17 protein-coding genes are annotated in these 18349 nt (G+C 68.5%); 7 read left to right on the top strand and 10 right to left on the bottom strand.

Going from position 1 to position 18349, the window contains the following annotated elements:
- Positions 1-77: 77 nt before the first annotated feature.
- The 3 genes from L1066_RS02075 to L1066_RS02065 all read right to left on the bottom strand — a co-directional run bounded on the left by L1066_RS02075 (position 78) and on the right by L1066_RS02065 (position 4128).
- On the bottom strand, positions 78-1745 hold the full coding sequence (locus L1066_RS02075) for a serine/threonine-protein kinase (RefSeq protein WP_235734726.1): 1668 nt from the start codon (positions 1743-1745) through the stop codon (positions 78-80).
- A gap of 80 nt (positions 1746-1825) precedes the next feature.
- The gene (locus L1066_RS02070; protein ID WP_235734725.1) at positions 1826-2905 is read right to left on the bottom strand and encodes a branched-chain amino acid aminotransferase; all 1080 of its coding nucleotides are present in this window, start codon (positions 2903-2905) and stop codon (positions 1826-1828) included.
- A 134-nt stretch (positions 2906-3039) separates the two neighbouring features.
- Positions 3040-4128 (bottom strand): 3-isopropylmalate dehydrogenase, encoded by a 1089-nt coding sequence (locus L1066_RS02065; protein WP_235734723.1) that lies wholly within the window; start codon positions 4126-4128, stop codon positions 3040-3042.
- Positions 4129-4598: 470 nt separating this feature from the next.
- On the opposite strand from L1066_RS02065, the gene L1066_RS02060 reads away from it, so the two are divergent.
- Positions 4599-5165, top strand: a complete 567-nt coding sequence (locus L1066_RS02060; RefSeq protein WP_235734721.1) for an O-methyltransferase — start codon at positions 4599-4601, stop codon at positions 5163-5165.
- 6 nt (positions 5166-5171) lie between these two features.
- Here the strand turns inward: L1066_RS02060 and yczE are convergent, their stop codons facing one another.
- From yczE to argG, 5 genes are all read right to left on the bottom strand, one after another.
- Complete coding sequence (gene yczE / locus L1066_RS02055; RefSeq protein ID WP_235734878.1) at positions 5172-5834, bottom strand: membrane protein YczE; 663 nt, start codon at positions 5832-5834, stop codon at positions 5172-5174.
- A 326-nt stretch (positions 5835-6160) separates the two neighbouring features.
- Entirely contained in the window at positions 6161-7201 is a 1041-nt protein-coding gene (locus L1066_RS02050; RefSeq protein ID WP_235734719.1) for a glycoside hydrolase family 16 protein, read from the bottom strand.
- A complete protein-coding gene (locus L1066_RS02045) occupies positions 7198-7356 on the bottom strand; it encodes a hypothetical protein (protein ID WP_235734717.1) in 159 nt (52 codons plus the stop codon). Before L1066_RS02045 ends, L1066_RS02050 begins: the two co-directional genes overlap by 4 nt.
- A 229-nt stretch (positions 7357-7585) precedes the next feature.
- Positions 7586-9115, bottom strand: a complete 1530-nt coding sequence (gene serA, locus L1066_RS02040; protein ID WP_235734716.1) for a phosphoglycerate dehydrogenase — start codon at positions 9113-9115, stop codon at positions 7586-7588.
- A gap of 149 nt (positions 9116-9264) precedes the next feature.
- The gene (gene argG / locus L1066_RS02035) at positions 9265-10695 is read right to left on the bottom strand and encodes an argininosuccinate synthase (protein WP_235734714.1); all 1431 of its coding nucleotides are present in this window, start codon (positions 10693-10695) and stop codon (positions 9265-9267) included.
- Positions 10696-11227: 532 nt separating this feature from the next.
- Between argG and L1066_RS02030 the strand changes: the two genes are divergently transcribed.
- From L1066_RS02030 to L1066_RS02015, 4 genes are all read left to right on the top strand, one after another.
- A complete protein-coding gene (locus L1066_RS02030; RefSeq protein WP_235734712.1) occupies positions 11228-11776 on the top strand; it encodes a hypothetical protein in 549 nt (182 codons plus the stop codon).
- 90 nt (positions 11777-11866) lie between these two features.
- Positions 11867-12031 (top strand): hypothetical protein, encoded by a 165-nt coding sequence (locus tag L1066_RS02025; RefSeq protein WP_235734710.1) that lies wholly within the window; start codon positions 11867-11869, stop codon positions 12029-12031.
- An 81-nt stretch (positions 12032-12112) separates the two neighbouring features.
- Complete coding sequence (locus tag L1066_RS02020) at positions 12113-13033, top strand: ABC transporter ATP-binding protein (RefSeq protein ID WP_235734709.1); 921 nt, start codon at positions 12113-12115, stop codon at positions 13031-13033.
- Between the two features lie 73 nt (positions 13034-13106).
- The gene (locus tag L1066_RS02015; protein WP_235734708.1) at positions 13107-13844 is read left to right on the top strand and encodes an ABC transporter permease; all 738 of its coding nucleotides are present in this window, start codon (positions 13107-13109) and stop codon (positions 13842-13844) included.
- 91 nt (positions 13845-13935) lie between these two features.
- Here the strand turns inward: L1066_RS02015 and L1066_RS02010 are convergent, their stop codons facing one another.
- Entirely contained in the window at positions 13936-14505 is a 570-nt protein-coding gene (locus tag L1066_RS02010) for a PepSY domain-containing protein (protein ID WP_235734707.1), read from the bottom strand.
- 287 nt (positions 14506-14792) lie between these two features.
- On the opposite strand from L1066_RS02010, the gene L1066_RS02005 reads away from it, so the two are divergent.
- A complete protein-coding gene (locus tag L1066_RS02005) occupies positions 14793-15764 on the top strand; it encodes a phosphotriesterase family protein (RefSeq protein WP_235734705.1) in 972 nt (323 codons plus the stop codon).
- A 21-nt stretch (positions 15765-15785) separates the two neighbouring features.
- Here the strand turns inward: L1066_RS02005 and L1066_RS02000 are convergent, their stop codons facing one another.
- Positions 15786-16496 (bottom strand): DsbA family oxidoreductase, encoded by a 711-nt coding sequence (locus L1066_RS02000; RefSeq protein ID WP_235734704.1) that lies wholly within the window; start codon positions 16494-16496, stop codon positions 15786-15788.
- 354 nt (positions 16497-16850) lie between these two features.
- Here L1066_RS02000 and L1066_RS01995 point away from each other — a divergent pair, with 354 nt between their 5' ends.
- Positions 16851-18335, top strand: coding sequence for an ABC-F family ATP-binding cassette domain-containing protein (locus tag L1066_RS01995; RefSeq protein WP_235734702.1), 1485 nt, complete (start codon positions 16851-16853; stop codon positions 18333-18335).
- Positions 18336-18349: the final 14 nt, after the last annotated feature.

The raw sequence follows: 18349 nt of genomic DNA, 5'->3' as shown, positions 1-18349 counted from the left end.
GACGCGCTAGGAAATGATGATCGTGGTGCTCACGACACTGAGTCTGCCATGGACCCGGCCCACTTGTCTCCGGGGGCTCAGAGCCAGCGACCGAGCCACGTTCCTTCCGCCCACGGCGACTCCGGCGCCGGCGCCCAGTTGATCTCGCCGATGGCGCCGGCAAAGGCGCCCGCCGCCACCAGCAGCAGCACGGCGCTCCAGAGTGCCCACGGCAGAGGCTGACGTGCCATCACGACGCCGACCCGGCGCAACGGCGCGCTGACTCGTGATGACCCCGGCCCGGTCCACAACGAGCCGACGAACACCACGCCCGAGACCCCGAGTGCCACGTGATCGGCGGCGCCGAGCGCGAGCATGGTCAGCAGCGCGCAGGCCGCCAGGAGCGCAGCCCACACCAGCAGCGCACCGGTCCCGAGCAGGGAGACCGCGAAGTGCCATGGCGCCGTCATCGTCGCGACCGTGCCGTCGTACCACTTGCGGCCGCGGAGCCGGCGTTTCTCGGCCAAGGTCGAGCCGGCCAACGATCCCGCGCGTAGCAGGCACACCCCTGCCACCAGGACCACCGTCATCACCCACGGCGCCCAGGCAATGGCAGCTGCCGTCGCGAGGACGGCCCCACCTCCGAGGACACCGCGGCGCAGTCGCTCCGCCAACCCCACTCGGGTCGGTCCGGGCTGCGTCTGCGGATACGCCGTCTGCTGGGGAGGGCGCGAAGGCTGCGAGACCTGCGGCGGCTGCTGATAGGGCTGGCGCGTGGGCGCCGCCATCGGAGCCGCCGGAGGTTGCTGGCGGTCGGGATCGACGAGGGTCTGGGGATCGACAAGGGTCGGAGGGGCGAGGGGGCCCGCTGCCGCCGCCGTAGCCGGGCCCTGCGGCGCGATCGTCGGCACCGCGGCGAACGGCAGCGTGAAGGGGATGTCGTGGGCGGGCGCCGGATCGGCACCGAGCGCACGCAGGACCGAGGCCAGATCGGGACGCCGCACCGGATCGGGGTCGAGCGAGGCGAGCAGCAACGCACCGATGTCACCGTCGAGTCCGTCGAGGTCGTGCTGGCCGTTGCGGACCCGGTCCATCACGAGCAGCGCGTGGCCCGACCCGAAGGGCGGACGCGCCAGGCCAGCGAACGCCACGGTCGCTGCCCACGAGTGCACGTCGGAGGCCGGGGTGGGCTTCTCCCCGAAGAGGATCTCCGGCGCCAGGTAGCCGGGGGTGCCGAGGAGGTAGCCGGTGCGGGTCACGGAGATGTCGTCATCGAGGCGGGCCAGTCCGAAGTCGATGAGCACCGGGTTGCGGCCCTCCATGAGGACGTTGGACGGCTTGATGTCGCGGTGCAGTACCCCGACCTCGTGCACGGCCTGGACCGCTTCGGCCAATGCGGCCGCGAAGCGCCCCAGGTCGGCGCCGCCCAAGGCGCCCTCCTCCTGCACGTGGCGGTGGAGTGGCAGGCCCGGCACGTAGCGCGTGGCGACGTACGGGATCGGACCCCACGGGTCGGCATCGAGGACCTCGGCCACCCGCGGGCTGCGGACCAGGCCGAGGGAGTTGACCTCACGCGCGAGACGGGCGCGTGCCTCGTCGTCGGGAACCACGTGGGGGCGCAGCACCTTGATCGCGGCCCGTTCGCCGGTGGCGCGCTGTCCGAGGTGCACCACGCCCATGCCGCCCTCACCGATGCGGGTGAGCAGCCGGTAGGGACCGACCCACAGCTCGCTCGGCGGAGCGTGGTCGTCAGGGGCGGCAGTCACGCCCAAACGTTACCCGGCCGCCCCATCTCGTGGAGACGGAGCGGCCGGGTGTCGCGAAGTCGACGGGCGCTGACGACCGGTCAGAGGATGCGGTGCATCCAACCCGCGAAGTCCTCGGCACGGCCGAACTGGATGTCGACCAGGCCTTCGCGGATCCTGCCGGTGAGCTCACCGGTGCCCTCCGTGACGGCCGGCACCTCTCCCCCGTCCCACATCAGGCGTCCGACCGGCGTGATGACCGCCGCGGTGCCGCAGGCGAAGATCTCCTTGATGGAGCCGTCGCGCACACCCTCGCGCCACTCGTCGATGGGGATCTTCCGCTCCTCCACCGGGTGGCCGAGGCGGCCGGCCAGCTCGATGATGCTGGCACGGGTGATCCCCTCGAGGATCGTCCCGGTCTCCGGCGTGACGATCCTGCCGTCCGCGTAGAGGAAGTACATGTTCATGCCGCCGAGCTCCTCGACGTACTTGCCCTCCTGGGCGTCGAGGAAGACCACCTGGTCGCACCCCTGGGCCGTGGCCTGCTGCTGGGCGACGAGGGAGCTCGCGTAGTTGCCGCCGGTCTTGGCCGCGCCCATCCCGCCGCGGCCGGCACGGGTGTAGTCCTCGGTCAGCCACAGCGACACCGGCTTCACGCCGCCCTTGAAGTAGGAGCCGGCGGGTGAGGCGATGACCATGAAGGTGACGTGCTGGCTGGGCCGGACTCCCAGGAACTTCTCACTCGCGAACATGAAGGGCCGCAGATAGAGGCTCTTCTCTCCTGCACCGTCGGGCACCCAGCGCTCGTCGATCTCGACGAGCGCGTCGACGGCCCGGACGAAGTCCTCGACCGGCAGCTCGGGAAGGGCCAGGCGCTGGCTCGAACGGAGCATCCGCTCGGCGTTGGCCTCGGGACGGAACGACCAGATCGAGCCGTCCTCGTGTCGATAGGCCTTCATGCCCTCGAAGGTCTCCTGCGCGTAGTGCAGGACGGCGGTGGCCGGGTCCAGGGTGAGCGGACCGTAGGGGGTGATCCGGGCGTCGTACCAGCCGCGCTCCGGCGTCCATTCCACGGTGAACATGTGGTCGGTGAAGTGCACCCCGAAGCCTGGCTCGGCCAGGATCTCCGCCAAGCGGGCGTCGTCGACCGGGTGGGGGTTGCGGGTGATGCTGATCTCCATGGACATCAAACTATCCGACCTTCGTTGAGGACTTTGTGGCGGAACTGGGAGCTTGTGGGCCGTAGCTACGGCCCACAAGCTCCCAGTTACCCGCCCGGGCGGGGAATCTTGACTACTCCAGTGGCTGGTGGGACTCAGCCGGCGGCGACGATCTTGGCGATCGAGTCGCCCACCTGGGAGGTGGAGCGCTGCTGACCGGCGTCGCGGGCAGCGAGGTCTGCGAGCACGGCGTCCTCGACGCGCTTCGCCGCCTCGGGGTGACCGAGGTGGTCCAGCAGGAGACCGGCGGACAGGATGGCCGCGGTGGGGTCTGCGATCTGCTGGCCGGCGATGTCGGGAGCCGAGCCGTGCACGGGCTCGAACATGGACGGGGCGGTCCGGTCGGGGTTCACGTTGCCGGACGCGGCCAGGCCGATGCCACCGGTGACGGCAGCGGCCAGGTCGGTGATGATGTCGCCGAAGAGGTTGTCGGTGACGATCACGTCGAACCGCTGTGGGTTCGTGGTCATGTGGATCATGGCCGCGTCGATGTGCATGTAGTCGCACGTGACGTCGGGGTGCTCCTGGCCGATCTCCTCGAACAGACGCCACCAGACCGAGCCGGCGTTGACCAGCACATTGGTCTTGTGCACCAGGGTGAGGTGCTTGCGGGGGCGACGCTCGGCACGGGCGTAGGCGTCGCGGATGACCCGCTCGACGCCGTAGGCCGTGTTGACCGAGACCTCGGTGGCGACCTCGGCGGGCGTGCCCACCCGCAGTGCGCCACCGTTGCCGGTGTAGGGCCCCTCGGTGCCTTCACGGACCACGACGAAGTCGACGGGACCCTGGCCGAGAACGGCCTCTGACAGGGGCGGTACGGAGCCGGGGTAGATCCGCGACGGCCGCAGGTTCACGTAGTGGTCGAGCTCGAAGCGGATCCGCAGCAGCAGACCACGCTCGAGGATGCCCGGCGGCAGGTTCGGGTCGTTGGGCTTGCCGCCCACGGCTCCCAGCAGGATCGCGTCGTGCCCACGGATCTCCTCGAGGACGGAGTCCGGCAGCACCTCGCCCGTGGCCAGGTAGCGCTCAGCACCCAGGTCGTAGCGGGTCTGCGCGAAGGTCACATCGGTGGGCGCGGCCACGTCGAGCACCTTGAGTGCTTCGACGGTGACCTCTTGGCCGATGCCGTCGCCCGGGATGACGGCGAGCTGCACCTGGCCGGTGCTGGGAGTTGAGTTCGTCATGGTCTCAGAGCCTAGTTGTCGTCCGGCCTCTGAGCGCCGTTGTCTCGCAGGTCAAGAGCGGCTTGGACCGCCTCGTGGCTCCGCGGGTTCTCCGGGTTGTGCATGGCCGGGCCCCACTCTGGATACATGTCATACATCGCACTTCACTCCTCAAGGTTTCGGGTTGGGCGACCCGAGGTCGAGGAGCACCCTGCGATGCCCAGCGGGAGCGGGCACGGTCAGGTGTGCGATGCGGTCGCGGTGCGTCCTCGACGTCGGATCAGATGGCTGATCAACAACGGATGGAAGGCCCGCAACGCCGAACACCGCGGCGAGGTGGCCTTCCTCAGGCCTCGCCGCGGCAGTCGATGAATACGTTGACGCTCCGCATGATGCGACGAGGTTAGGCCACGTTCACCCGCCGTGTCCGCAGGTTCCCCGAAACCGTCCGGATGGCAAGACGGCTTTCGGCGGGCTGGGAGACTCGGACCATGAGTGCGCCCCCCGACCTGCCAGAGATCGTCTCCCGCGCATTCGACGTCTCGCGGCGCTCCGGTTACGTGTCCTTCTGCCGCAACGAGACCGGACGACTGCTGGCCACCCTGGCCGCCACCCGTGGGGGCACCCTGGCCGAGTTCGGCACTGGTGCCGGCGTCGGGACCGCCTGGCTGCGTTCGGGTGTGCGCGACGGCGCGCGGATCATCTCTGCGGAGCTCGACCAGTTGCTGGCAGGAGCCGCTGCCGACATCTTCGTCGACGATCCCCAGGTCGAGGTACTGGCCGCCGACTGGTCCAACCTCGCCGACCACGCGCCGTTCTCGTTGCTCTTCATCGACTCGGGCATCCCCTCGGAGGTGACGGTCGACAAGATCGCCGATCTCGTCGAGCCCGGGGGCATCGTGGTGCTCGACGACTTCGTGCCCTGCGAGATGTGGCCACCGATCTCCGGCGGTCGCGTGGACACGCTGCGCGAGGAGTGGCTGACCGACGAGCGGTTCACTGCGGTCGAGCTGATGATCGCCCCCGACGCCTCGGTGGTCGTCGCCACCAGGCGCTGAACCCGATCAGGGATCGAGCTCCGGCGTACGGACGTCGAGCACCAACGGCACCACGAAGACCGGCAGCATCCACTGCGTCAGGGGCCCCAGCGCAAAGGCGTAGAGGACGGTGCCCACGCCCAGGGCTCCGCCCAGCGCCACTCCGAGGACGACGACACTCAGCTCGATGCCGGTCCGCACCGGAGCGATCCGCCAGCCGGTACGACGTACGAGGCCGGTCATCAAGCCGTCTCGCGGACCGCGGCCGAACTGGGAACCGATGTAGAGCGCAGTGGCGACGCCGTTGAGGAAGACGCCGAGCAGCATCAGGGACACGCGGGCAGCCATGTCGTCGGGGCGGTCCAGCAGCGACAAGGTGACGTCGGCGGAGATGCCGACGAGGAGCGCGTTGGCCACCGTGCCGATCCCCGGCTTCTCCCGGAGCGGGATCCACAGCAGCAGCACGACGATGCTGGCGATGATCACCATCTGCCCGAGCGTCACGGGGAGATGGCGGATCAGTCCGCTGTGGAGCACGTCCCACGGAGCCAGGCCGAGGTCTCCACGGACCATGAGCGCGAGTGAGGCGCCGTAGAGCCACAGGCCGACCAGGAGTTGCGGAAGGCGGCGCGCCAGACGGCCCGCGCGCAACTGCGCGATCGGAGACAGGTCGACGAGCAGGGGCGGCATGGTCACCCGAACAGGTCTACACCAAGAAGCACACCGCCGTCCGACCGCCACATCTCGTCCGGGGCGATCCCGCTCCCTCCGCGGGACCGAACCGGAACACGAGTGCCTCGGAGCCCGACCCCTCGGCCGATCCCAGGTCGCCTCGGTGCAGCTGGTCAGGACGACGGTGTCCTCAGGATGCCTCCGGCATCCTGAGGACAGTTCTATCGTCCGGCCCCGCAGCACGGCGACCCGGCACCGCCCATTTGGCCCGAGCCGGTCACCCTGCCCTGTCCGATCGGTCAGACTTGCTTGCCTCGAGCGGTACCCGTCCGATCACACACGGTTCACTTCCAGACCCTGACGTAGTCGACCTCATAGGTGCCCGGCAGCGGAGTCGCCGCGGTGTACCTGTTCTGGTCGCCACCGATACCCTGCGTGAGCGCGATGATGTAGGGCTCCTGGAAGGCACTGTCCCCAGCGATGTTGCGCAGGCAGAGTTTGCCGTTGACGAAGATTTCGATCTTCTTGGCCGACCACTCCACCGCGTAGGTGTTCCACACGCCGCGCTGCGCCCGGCAGGTCCAGGCTGTGTTGCTGGTGGCGAGGTGGCCCAGCTCCCACGGAATCAGGCCCAGGATCCGATCCCAGGACGTGTGCAGGAAAGGGATCGCCAGGTTGGCGTGGCTGGAATAGGTCTCCGCGATGTCGATCTCACCGGAGTCGGGCCACTTGCTCACGTCCACCACGCGGTCGTCGGGCCAGAGCCAGAATGCCTCGTGCAGGCCGCTGACATTCGCGGCCGTGTTGCGGGTGCGGGCCTCGAATCGGCCGTACTTCTGAGAGAAGAGACGGTAGGTGGAGACCGATCCGGAGGAGAAACCAGTGGCCCGTCCCTTGAGGCCGGGACAGGGCTCGACGGGCCCCTTGGTGAGCCGGAGCTTCAAGGAGCCGGCAGCAACCGAGACGTTGGCAGGGTCGTCCTTGTAGCAGGCGAAGTTGGTGTCGTCACCGGTGGTGTAGCCCGTCGTCTGGGGCATCCACTTGGTGCGGTCGAGCCCGCTGCCCTCGAACTCGTCGGAGAAGGTGCACGTCCACAACGTGCCATCGCTCTTCTCCAGACGGCTTCCACAGTCGTCGGAGGGCGTGACCGCGGGCGTCACCGGCACCCTGCGCACCTTCTGGTTGCGCGGCTTCACCTTGAGCGGCCGGTTGCCCACTCCTTGGAGGGACACTCTCGTCTTGAACTTGTGCTTCTTGCTTCGGACCTTCTTGAGCAGTACCCATTTCGCACGTTTGGGTTTCCATCCCTTGATCCGCACCACTGCGCGCTTCTGCTTGGTGCGCCCCTTGACCACCATGGAGCGTGAAGACTTCGCGGCAGTCACGCCCGCACTCTCGGGGGCGGACCGACGACACCGCTCCCGGTGGGCGCCTGGACGCTGTTGCGTGGCGAATCGGCAAAGGCCGTCATCGTGCTCACGCCCAGCACGGCGAGCGCGATCAGCACGCTGCCCGTCATCCGTCTACGTCTCGCGGTCATCTCGTCTCCTTGTGGCTCCCGGTAACCAGCATGTGCCGAATCAGACCCGCGGCGGTCGACTCAACCCTCTCGTGCTCGAGGTTCGGAGCGCAACCAGCACGAGACGGAAGAGGGGATCGGAGGGCGGTCTCCCGCCGCTCCGATCCCCTCTTCCGGGCCACCTGTCCGGTGGGTCAGACCAGGTTCACGCCACGCACGCTCGAGGCGTCGATCGCCGCCTCGATGGCGGTCAGGGTCTCCCCGGGATCTCGGAGTCGACGGCAAGCACCACCAGTGCCTGGCCACCCTTCGCGTCCCGGGAGACCTGCATGCCGGCAATGTTGACGCCCGACTCACCGAGCACGCCACCGAAGGTGCCGACGACGCCGGGGCGATCCTCGTAGCGGAGGAAGGCCAGGTGGTCGGTGAGCTCGAGGTCGAGGTCGAAGCCGTTGACCTCGACGAGGCGCTCCTTCTGGGCGAGGCCGGCCAAGGTGCCGGAGACCGACACCTGCGAACCGTCGGCCAGCGCACCGCGCAGCGTGATCAGGTTGCGGTGGTCGGGGCTCTGGCTCTCGACCACGAGCCGTACGTCGATGCCCCGGTCGGTGGCGAGCAACGGCGCGTTGACGTAGGAGACGGCGTCCTCGATGACATCGGTGAAGACACCCTTGAGGGCAGCCAGCTCGAGCACCTTGACGTCGTACTCGGCGATCTCGCCACGCACCTCGACGTCAATGCTCTGGGCGACCTCACCGGCCAGCGCGGTGAAGACCCGACCGAGCTTCTCGGTGAGCGGAATCCCGGGACGGACGTCTTCGGCGATGACGCCGCCCTGGACGTTGACCGCGTCAGGAACGAGCTCGCCGGCGAGCGCCAGACGGACCGACTTCGCGACCGCGATGCCTGCCTTCTCCTGCGCCTCGTCGGTCGAAGCACCGAGGTGCGGAGTGGCAACGACGTTCTCGAGCTCGAAGAGCGGCGAGTCGGTGCAGGGTTCCTTGGCGAACACGTCGAGGCCGGCACCGGCGATGCGGCCCTCCTTGAGCGCGTCGTAGAGGGCGACCTCGTCGACGATGCCGCCTCGGGCAGCGTTCACAAGCACCAGGCTCGACTTGGCCTTGGCGAGCTGCTCGGCACCGATGAGGCCGACGGTCTCGGGGGTCTTCGGGAGGTGCACGCTCATGAAGTCGGCCTCGGCGAGCAGGGTGTCGAGGTCGACGAGACGCACACCCATCTGGGCGGCGCGGCCGGCCTGCACGTAGGGGTCGTAGGCCACGACCTTCATGCCGAAGGCACTGAGGCGCTGGGCGACGAGCACGCCGATCCGGCCGAGGCCGACGATGCCGACGGTCTTCTCGTAGAGCTCGATGCCGGAGTACTTGCTGCGCTTCCACTGGCCATCGCGCAGTGCGGCGTGCGCGGGACTCACGTTGCGGGCTGCGGCGAGCATGAGCGCAACGGCGAGCTCGGCCGCAGACACGATGTTGGAGGTGGGCGCATTGACCACCATGACTCCGGCCTGGGTGGCGGCCGGGACGTCGACGTTGTCGAGGCCAACGCCGGCACGGGCAACGACCTTGAGCTTCTTGGCCGCGGCCAGCGCCTCGGCGTCGACCTTGGTCGCGGAGCGGACCAGGATCGCGTCGACGTCTGCGATGGCCGGGAGCAGCTCGGAGCGGTCGGCACCGTTGCAGTTGCGGATCTCGAAGTCCGGCCCCAGCGCCTCGACAGTGGCGGGGCTCAACTCTTCGGCAATGAGAACGACGGGCTTGCTCACGGGCGGTTTCCTCGCTGAACGGTCGTGGATTGAGATGCTGTAGACACTAACGCCCGGGCCTTCTCGGCCCGGGCGCGGTCCACCCCTTGGTGCGCGCTCGCGCGCCTCCGGGGGCGGGAGCCGAGACGGATCTCAGCCTGGATCGGGACTCAGTCGGTGCCGAACTCCATCGCGGCGTTGTCGAGCGCCGCTTCCTCGTCGCCCTCGACAGCCGGGTTGGCGGTGATCTTGTCGGCGCCACCTGCAGGGAGCTCACCGAGCAGGACGCCGTGCTCGACGAGCACCTGGCCCTGGTTGAGCGGCTGCTCGGCGTACTGCTCGAGCTTCTCGCGGGAGTCGGCGATGTCGAGGTTGCGCATGGTCAGCTGGCCGATGCGGTCGGTGGGGCCGAAGGCGGCGTTCTCGGTGCGCTCCATCGACAGCTTGTCGGGGTGGTAGGAGAAGTTGGAGCCGGAGGTGCGGAGCACCGTGTAGTCCTCGCCACGACGCAACCGCAGGGTCACCTCACCGGTGACCAGCGACGCGATCCAGCGCTGGATCGACTCGCGGATCATCAACGACTGCGGGTCGAGCCAACGACCTTCATAGAGGAGCCGGCCGAGTTTGCGGCCCTCGTTGTGGTACTGCGCGACCGTGTCCTCGTTGTGGACGGCATTGATCAGGCGCTCGTAGGCGATCCACAGCAGCGCCATGCCCGGCGCCTCGTAGATGCCGCGCGACTTCGCCTCGATGATCCGGTTCTCGATCTGGTCGGACATGCCCAGTCCGTGGCGACCACCGATGGTGTTGGCCTCGTGGACGAGTGCGACCGCGTCGTCGTAGCGCTGGCCGTTGATCGCGACCGGACGGCCCCGCTCGAAGGAGATCGCGACGTCCTCGGTCTCGATCTGGACCGACGGATCCCAGAACTTGACTCCCATGATCGGCTCGACGGTCTCCAGGGAGACGTCGAGGTGCTCGAGGGTCTTGGCCTCGTGGGTCGCACCCCAGATGTTGGCGTCCGTGGAGTAGGCCTTCTCCTTGGAGTCGCGGTAGGGCAGGTCGTGCTCCACCAGCCACTGGCTCATCTCGGCACGGCCACCGAGCTCGGTCACGAAGGCGTCGTCAAGCCACGGCTTGTAGATGCGGAGGTCCGGGTTGGCAAGCAGCCCGTAGCGGTAGAACCGCTCGATGTCGTTGCCCTTGAACGTCGAGCCGTCGCCCCAGATGTCGACGCCGTCCTCGTGCATCGCTCGCACCAGCATCGTGCCGGTGACCGCGCGACCGAGCGGCGTGGTGTTGAAGTAGGCACGACCGCCGGAGCGGATGTGGAAGGCACCGCAGGCCAGGGCTGCGAGCCCCTCCTCGACCAGGGCGGCCTTGCAGTCGACGTGACGGGCGATCTCGGCGCCGTACGCCGTCGCACGCTCCGGCACCGAGGCGATGTCGGGCTCGTCGTACTGCCCGATGTCTGCGGTGTAGGTGCACGGGACGGCGCCCTTGTCGCGCATCCAGGCAACGGCGACGGAGGTGTCGAGACCTCCGGAGAAGGCGATGCCGACGCGCTCGCCGACGGGCAGTGAAGTGAGAACCTTGGACACGCCTCAACTATATACATGACCATGCATAACCATGCAATCGGCGGTGGGGTTCTGGTCCCCTCGCAGGCTGGCCCGCTTCGGACGTGACTCAGGAAGCCTGCGGCCATCACCCGGTGTCACGAGGTTTCAGCGAGTCTTTCCCATGGCACGCTTGGGTCATGACCCAGGAAACCTGCCCCCGCTGCGGCGCTCCTCGCGCCGGTGCCACCCCGTTCTGCACCAATTGTGGCAATCCCTTCGCCGCCGCAGCACCTCCCGCGGGTGACGCACCCACCATGGTGTCCGGCAGCAACCCGACGCCCGGTCAGGGCCAGCCCGCCTGGGGGCCGCCGCCGGGCGCCCCCAACAGCAGTGGCAGCAACCGCCCGCCGGTGACCAGGGCGGCCAGTGGGGTCCGCCTCCCGGTGGGCAGGGCGGCCAGTGGGGTCCACCTCCCGGCGGGCCGGGCGGTCCCGACCAGCCGTGGGGCCCCCTCCCCCAGAACGGCGGCGGGGGTGGCTTCAACGCCAAGGTCGCGATCATCATCGGCGTGGTGGTGCTCCTGCTCGTCGGCGGAGGCATTGCCGCCGCACTCGTGCTCGGTGGCGACGACGACGACAAGAAGTCGGCCGACGGCTCCCCCACGAGCGCCTCCGTCGAGGAGTTCTGCAACAAGTGGAGCGCGATCGAGAATCTCGACGAGGAGGACGAAAAGGAGTTCAAGCAGGCGAAGGAGTTGATCGAGGAGATCAAGGACGTGGGTACCCCTGAGGACATCCCGACCGAGGCCCGGAAGGGTTTCGAGATCTACATCGAGCTGATCGACTCAGTGGACTCCCCGACGATCTTGAGGGCACAGAGTTCCAAGACATTCCTCGCGAGGACCAGGAAGCGATCCAGGCGTTCTTCACCTACCAGTACGAGGCCTGCAGCGGCTCGGCGACCACGCCCTCGACGGACGCCGATCCCAGCGAGGTCCCCTCGTCGTTCGACCCCAGCGACCTCCCGAGCGTCGACCCGAGCGACTTCCCGTCCTTCGACCCCAGTGACTTCCCGACCGACTTCGACCCCAGTGACTTCGGTCTCGACGAGGACACCCTGAAGCAGCTCGAGGAGCTGGAGTCGATGCTCTCGGACCTGCCGTCCCCGCAGTGATCACCCCTCGGTGATCGAGCCCGCTCGGTGATCGAGCTTGTCGAGATCACAGCACAAGCAGGTCTCGACAAGCTCGACCTCCGCAAGACAGCTCGACACCCGGGAGCAGCCCCACCCCCGCAACTCGGTGATCGAGCTTGTCGAGATCACAGCACGAGCAGGTCTCGACAAGCTCGACCCCCGGGAGCAGCTCGACCCCTGAGGGACCCCGGGGGGATCTCAGGGTTGTTGCCAGCAGTTCCCCCGATGCGCCCGACCTCCGAACTCCAGGAGGCTGATGGCCATGATCACCATCGAATCCCTCACCAGGACCTACGGCGACTTCACCGCCGTCGACGACGTGTCCTTCACCGCCGAAGCGGGCCGGGTCACCGGCTTCCTCGGCCCCAACGGGGCTGGGAAGTCGACCACGATGCGCGTGCTGGTCGGCCTGACGCCGCCCACCCGCGGCTCGGCCACCATCTTGGGCCGACGCTTCGCAGAGCTCCCCAACCCCGGCCGCGAGGTCGGGGTGCTCCTCGACGCCTCCGCCCAGCACGCCGGGCGTACCGGACGCGAGATCCTCACCATCGCCCAGCGCACCATGGGCCTCCCGAAGTCGGCCGTCGAGGAGACGCTGGCCAAGGTCAGCCTCACCGCGACCGAGGCGGACCGCCGAGTGCGCAACTACTCGCTGGGCATGCGGCAGCGGTTGGGCATCGGCACCGCTCTGATCGGTGACCCCGAGGTGCTCATCCTCGACGAGCCGGCCAACGGTCTCGACCCGGCCGGGATCCGCTGGATGCGCGACCTGCTGCGCGGCTTCGCCGACCAGGGCGGCACCGTGCTGCTCTCCTCGCACCTCCTCCACGAGATCGAGGTGATCGCCGACGACCTCGTGGTGATCGGACAGGGACGCATCGTCGCCCAGGGCAGCAAGCAGGAACTGCTGGCCGCGGCCGGCACCCTCGCCCGCGCCGACGAGGCGAGCGCACTGCACGGCGCGCTCGCCGACAAGGGCATCGCCGCCACCGTCTCCATCGACGGCGCAGTGCGCACCGACGCCGACCCCGCCGCCGTCGGACAGATCGCACTGGCCGCCGGCATCGCCCTCACCGAACTCCGCCCCGCCGACGGCGCCGGCCTCGAGGAGATGTTCCTCGAGCTCACGGCCGCCTCCCAGCGCGAGGGACACACCGACACGACCGAAGGAGCCGCAGCATGAGCACCGTCGCCACCGCAGCCGCCCGGCGCACCGCAGGGAACGGCGTACGCCGCGAGCCCCCGCTCCCATCCCCATGACCAGGCTGCTCGACACCGAGCTGCGCAAGATGTTCGACACCCGTGCCGGATTCTGGTTGATGGCCAGCATCGGCATCGCTGCAGTCCTGGCCAGCCTGGCGACCATCCTGTTCGCGCCGGACAGCGCCCAGAACTACGAGAGCTACTCCACGGCCATCGGCTTCCCGATCGCCGTGATCCTCCCCATCGTGGCGATCCTGTCGGTCACCGGTGAGTGGAGCCAGCGCACCGGACTGACCACCTTCACCCTCGTCCCCAGCCGCGGTCGCGTGATCGCCGCCAAGCTGATCGTGATCCTCGGGGTGGGGATCGCCTCCATGTTCGTCGCGATGACCATCGGCGCCCTCGGCAACGTACTCGGGGCCACCCTCAACGGTGTCGACATCGTCTGGGACATCAGCGTGGGCCAACTCGGCCTGATCGTCCTCGCCAACGTCCTCGGCATGCTCATCGGCTTCATGCTCGGCGTGCTGATGCGCAACTCGGCCGGCGCGATCGTGGGCTACTTCGTCTACAGCTTCATGCTCCCGACGATCTTCGGCATCCTGTGGGCCTTCCAGGACTGGTTCCACGACATCCACGGGTGGATCGACTTCCAGTCCGCCCAGATGGTGCTCTTCGACGAGACGCCCACGGGAGAGCAGTGGGCGCAGCTCGGGGTCACCGGGCTCGTCTGGTTGGTCATCCCCACTCTCATCGGACTGCGCCTGGTCATGCGCAGCGAGGTCAAGTAACCCCGGTGACACCACTGCGGCCCCACCGTCGAGGAGACTGGCGGTGGGGCCGCGCCGTTCCTGGACCCGTGGCGCCCTGCGCCACTGCCGCTCAGTCGTCGACGCCGGTGCGGACCACTTCGCCGGTGACCACATCGACATGGATCTCGTTGTCGACGTTGCCGTCGTCGAAGGTGACCTCCCAGACGTGACCGTTCCGTTCACGCTCCAGGCTCACGTCGTCGAGGCGGCCAGCGGGTTCGGTGCCGACCGCGGCTTCGATGGCGTCCACGATGCTGATCCGTGCCGCCGCCAGACCCTCTCGATCGTCACGGTCGAGGTTGCCGTCGTCATCGGAGCTGATCACTGCGCCGTCCGCACCCAGGCGAACCTCGTGGCTGCGGTCTCCGACGGCCACGTCGATCTCCCAGCCGCCGTCCTCCTCGGAGATCTCGTAGGCCGTTCCTCCTGTCGCTTCCTCCGCTGCCGAGATCGCCGCCAGGGCGCTGTCCACGGCACCGGCTTCGGTGCTCGCGTCGGTGGCGGTGTCGGTGACGCTGGACGGATCGCCGGTCGACTGCCGTCCGTCCGTGTCACCGTCATCGTCGCCGCAGGCAGCCAGGGCGAGCACCAGCACCGCGGCTGTGGCAGGCGCAATCAGGAACTTCGTGTGGGTCCTCATGGTTCGAGCCTGCCCGATCAGCGCTGCGGAATCACGCCGAACCGGGCTACATGACAACTTCCTCATCTGGCTCCCACCCCTTCTCATGCGCCAGCAGGTCGAAGGACGCCAGCACGTCGCCGACGTGGTCGACTTCCGTACCACCGTGCGGCGCCACCCGCGCCACCGACGCCGGCCGAGTTCCGCTGGACTGGAATCCCACAGATCGACCGATCCCGCCCGGCTAGCCTGACGCGCGTCACACGGGCCGACGAGCGGTCCAGTCCCCTGCAGCCAAGGAGTTCCCCATGAAGGTGCACGGAGTCCTCGGAGAACTCGATGTCGCTGAGCTGGGACAGACCCTCGTCCACGAGCACATCGTCACGGCGGACTGGTCGCTGCGGATGGCGTTCGGAGAGCGCTTCTACCAGCACGACCTCGTCGCCGACCGAGCCGTCGAACACTTCCTGAAGGCGCGAGACCACGGGGTTCGCACGATCGTTGACGGCACCCCGGTGAACATGGGCCGCGACGTACGGCTGGTTCGTGAGGTGGCCGAACGCACCGGGCTCAACTTCATCGTCTCCAGTGGCTTCTACTTCCAGGACGAGGTCTATCTCACCTATCGCAGCCCTGACGAGATCCACGAGTGGCTGAGCACCGAGTGCCGAGACGGGATCGCGGGCACCGACATCCGTCCCGGCATCATGAAGGTGGCCTGCGCCGACAACGCGATCACACCGGTCCAGGAGAAGGTGTTACGAGCCGTCGGTCGTGTCGCTGCCGAGCAGGGCCTGCCGATCTTCGCCCACCACCACACCTCCGCGGCCAACGGAGAAGGGATCCTGGACCTCCTCGAGGAGGCTGGTGCTGCCGCCTCCCAGGTGGTCCTCGGTCACAGCGGTGACACCAACGACCTCGACTACCTCGAACGCCTGCTGCGGCGGGGGTGCTACCTCGGCATGGATCGCTTCGGGCACTGTGCGGTGAGCAACAGCCTCACGGACCGGGTGGCGACGATCGCCGAGCTGTGCGCACGCGGCCATGCTGATCGGCTGCTGCTCTCCCACGACCTGGCCACCTACTGGGGCGTGTTCGGGACCTGGCAGGACTTCGTGTCCCACGACCCGCTGGCCGACGGGGTCGACTTCAGCTTCATCCACCGTGAGGTGCTGCCCGCGCTGGACGCTGCCGGCGTGGAGCCGGGCCGGGCGCTGGCCCTGCTGGAGCAGAACCCGGCCGAGCTGTTCACGATCAAGACAGCGTCGCTCCCGAGCTGAGGGGATGAACGCAGCGGCCGATCAGATCGCGCAGCCGTCAGGACCACATGCGTCGGCGTCATCGGAGCCGAGCACCTGGATGGTCGGATGCTTCTCGTCCCACGCCTTGGCGAGTGCTTGGCCAAAGAGCTCTGCCGGCTGGGCACCAGAGACGCCGTACTTCTCGTCGATCACGAAGAACGGCACGCCGGTGGAGCCGAAGGCCTGTGCCTGAGCGATGTCGGCATGGACGTCGTCGACGTGTTCGGTGCCGGTGAGCACCGCAGTGACTCGGTCTGCGGGCAGGCCCGACGCGGTCGCGATGTCGGTCAGCACCGCATGGTCGGCGACGTTGCGCGCCTCGAGGAAGTACGCCGCCAGCAGCGCCTCCTTGAGCGCTCCTTGCAACTCGCTCCCGCCCACCTCGAGTGCCAGGTGCAGCAGGCGATGGGCGTCGAGAGTGTTGACGTGCAGGGTCTCGCCCAGCCGGTAGAGGAGTCCCTCCTCCGCAGCGGCCGCCTCGACCCGGTCCTGCATCTGCCGGATCGCGTCGGGACCGCCGCCGTACTTGCGGGCGAGCATGTCGGAACTGCGCTCAGCACCTTCGGTCGGTGCGCCCGGGTCGAGCTGGTAGGAGTGCCACACGACCTCCACCTCAGCGGCGTGCGGGAAGCTCTCGAGAGCCTTCTCGAGACGACGCTTCCCGATGTAGCACCACGGACACACCACGTCTGACCACACATCGATCCTCATGGTGGGCCCAACGCCTGCCTTCGCCGCCTTGTTCCCACCTGCCGTCGGGCGGGGGACGCCGAAAACCGGTTGTCACGCCCTGTGGGGCGGCGTTAGCCTCGTCGCTGTCCCATTGCCGACGGAAGGTGCAGGTTTGCTCGGTTGAGTCGTGCCCCGATCCTCGGCCACGCGTCTCGTGGCCCCTCTCGCACGCTCAGGAGCGACCATGACCCAACCCGCCCTCACCCTTCACGGCATCACCTGGAACTGGCCCGACGGCAGTCCGCTCTTCGACGAACTCGACCTCCAGGTCCCCCGGGTCGGACCGGACTCGTCGGCGCCAACGGGACCGGCAAGACCACCTTGCTGCGCCTCATGGCTGGCGACCTCACCCCCACCCGGGGCACCGTCCAGATGTCGGGGGCCGTCGGCTGGCTGCGCCAGGACCTCCCCCTGCACGCCTCCACCCCGGTCGACGAGCACCTCGGCATCGCCTCCGTGCGCGCCGCGATCAGGTCAGTCGAGTCGGGTGACGCCGACCCTGCTCACTTCGACGTGATCGGGGACGACTGGGACATCGACGAACGAGCGGTGGCTGAGCTCGCCCGCGTCGGTCTCCCGGACGACGTGCTCGATCGGCGCATCGGCGACCTCTCCGGCGGGGAGGCCATGCAACTCAGCATGGCCGCGCTGCTGCTGTCGCGTCCCGACGTCCTGCTCCTCGACGAGCCCACCAACAACCTCGACCGCGCCGCCCGGATCCGCGTGCATGACCTGGTTGCCGGTTTCCGCGGCACCCTCGTCGTGGTGAGTCATGACCGCGAGCTGCTCGAGCACGTCGACCGGATCGCCGAGGTGCGCCCTGGTGCCGACGGCGCGGGCGTACGGAGCGTCGCTTGGTACGGCGGCGGCTGGAGCGCCTACGAGGCGCAGGTTGCGGCCGAGCAGGCGGCGGCCGAGCAAGCGGTGGTGGAGGCCAGGGCCCAGGTCCGCAAGCAGCACCAGCAGCTCATGGGCGCCCAGACCGCCATCGCTCGACGGGCCAAGCAAGGACGCAAGGTGCAGGAGAGCGGCTCGCTCCCCAAGATCCTTGCCGGAGCACGCAAGCGGTCCGCCGAGGAGTCGGCCGGACGCATCCGCGGCGTGCACGAGCAGCGGCTCGACGAGGCCCGCAGCCGTCTCGACGAGGCGCGCGACGGCGTACGCACCGACCGCGAGATCTCCGTCGCGCTGCCGGCCACCACCGTCCACCGAGGGCAGCATGTCGTCACCCTGGACGAGGTCGAGATCCGCACCGGAGCCACCTTCACCTTCTCGGTCTCCGGCCCCGAGCGCATCGCGGTGGTGGGCAGCAACGGCAGTGGCAAGACCACGCTGCTGCAGACCCTGGTCGGCGACCTCTCGCCGATCTCAGGTTCGGTACGCCGGACCGTGCCGACCCGCTTCGTCCCCCAGCGTCTCGACGTGCTCGACCCCGAGCTCTCGGTGATCGAGAACGCCCGGATGCTGGCGCCGGAGTCCACCCATCAGGAGGTCCGGGCCCAGCTCGCGCGATTCCTCTTCCGGGGTCGTGATGCCGATCGGAGTGTCGGTGTCCTGTCCGGTGGAGAACTGCTGCGTGCCACCTTGGCCTGTGTCCTGCTCGCCCAACCCGCGCCGAGGTTGCTGGTGCTCGATGAGCCGACCAACAACCTCGACCTCGCGAGCGTGCGGCAGTTGGTCGAGGCGCTCGAGTCCTACGAGGGCGCTCTCCTCGTGGTCTCCCACGACGAGAGCTTCCTCGCGGATCTCGCGATCACCCGCCGGATCGACCTCGACGAGCGTGAGGACGAGGGCGACCGGGCTCCAGGCGTCGGCTAGGTGTGGTGTCCAGT

The sequence above is a fragment of the Nocardioides alcanivorans genome, assembly GCF_021555175.1.
GTDB classification, from domain to species: Bacteria; Actinomycetota; Actinomycetes; order Propionibacteriales; family Nocardioidaceae; genus Nocardioides; species Nocardioides alcanivorans.
The sequence above is the reverse complement of the archived record's forward strand: the minus strand, read 5'-3'. Positions and strand labels throughout refer to the sequence as shown.

Bases quoted from the DNA above. Each gene is read 5' to 3' on its own strand.
- L1066_RS02070 (WP_235734725.1), bottom strand. From the start codon at position 2,905: ATGGAGATCAGCATCACCCGCAACCCCCACCCGGTCGACGACGCCCGC.
- L1066_RS02065 (WP_235734723.1), bottom strand. From the start codon at position 4,128: ATGACGAACTCAACTCCCAGCACCGGCCAGGTGCAGCTCGCCGTCATC.
- L1066_RS02060 (WP_235734721.1), top strand. From the start codon at position 4,599: ATGAGTGCGCCCCCCGACCTGCCAGAGATCGTCTCCCGCGCATTCGAC.
- yczE (WP_235734878.1), bottom strand. From the start codon at position 5,834: ATGCCGCCCCTGCTCGTCGACCTGTCTCCGATCGCGCAGTTGCGCGCG.
- L1066_RS02045 (WP_235734717.1), bottom strand. From the start codon at position 7,356: ATGACCGCGAGACGTAGACGGATGACGGGCAGCGTGCTGATCGCGCTC.
- L1066_RS02020 (WP_235734709.1), top strand. From the start codon at position 12,113: ATGATCACCATCGAATCCCTCACCAGGACCTACGGCGACTTCACCGCC.
- L1066_RS02015 (WP_235734708.1), top strand. From the start codon at position 13,107: ATGACCAGGCTGCTCGACACCGAGCTGCGCAAGATGTTCGACACCCGT.
- L1066_RS02010 (WP_235734707.1), bottom strand. From the start codon at position 14,505: ATGAGGACCCACACGAAGTTCCTGATTGCGCCTGCCACAGCCGCGGTG.
- L1066_RS02005 (WP_235734705.1), top strand. From the start codon at position 14,793: ATGAAGGTGCACGGAGTCCTCGGAGAACTCGATGTCGCTGAGCTGGGA.
- L1066_RS02000 (WP_235734704.1), bottom strand. From the start codon at position 16,496: ATGAGGATCGATGTGTGGTCAGACGTGGTGTGTCCGTGGTGCTACATC.
- L1066_RS01995 (WP_235734702.1), top strand. From the start codon at position 16,851: ATGGCTGGCGACCTCACCCCCACCCGGGGCACCGTCCAGATGTCGGGG.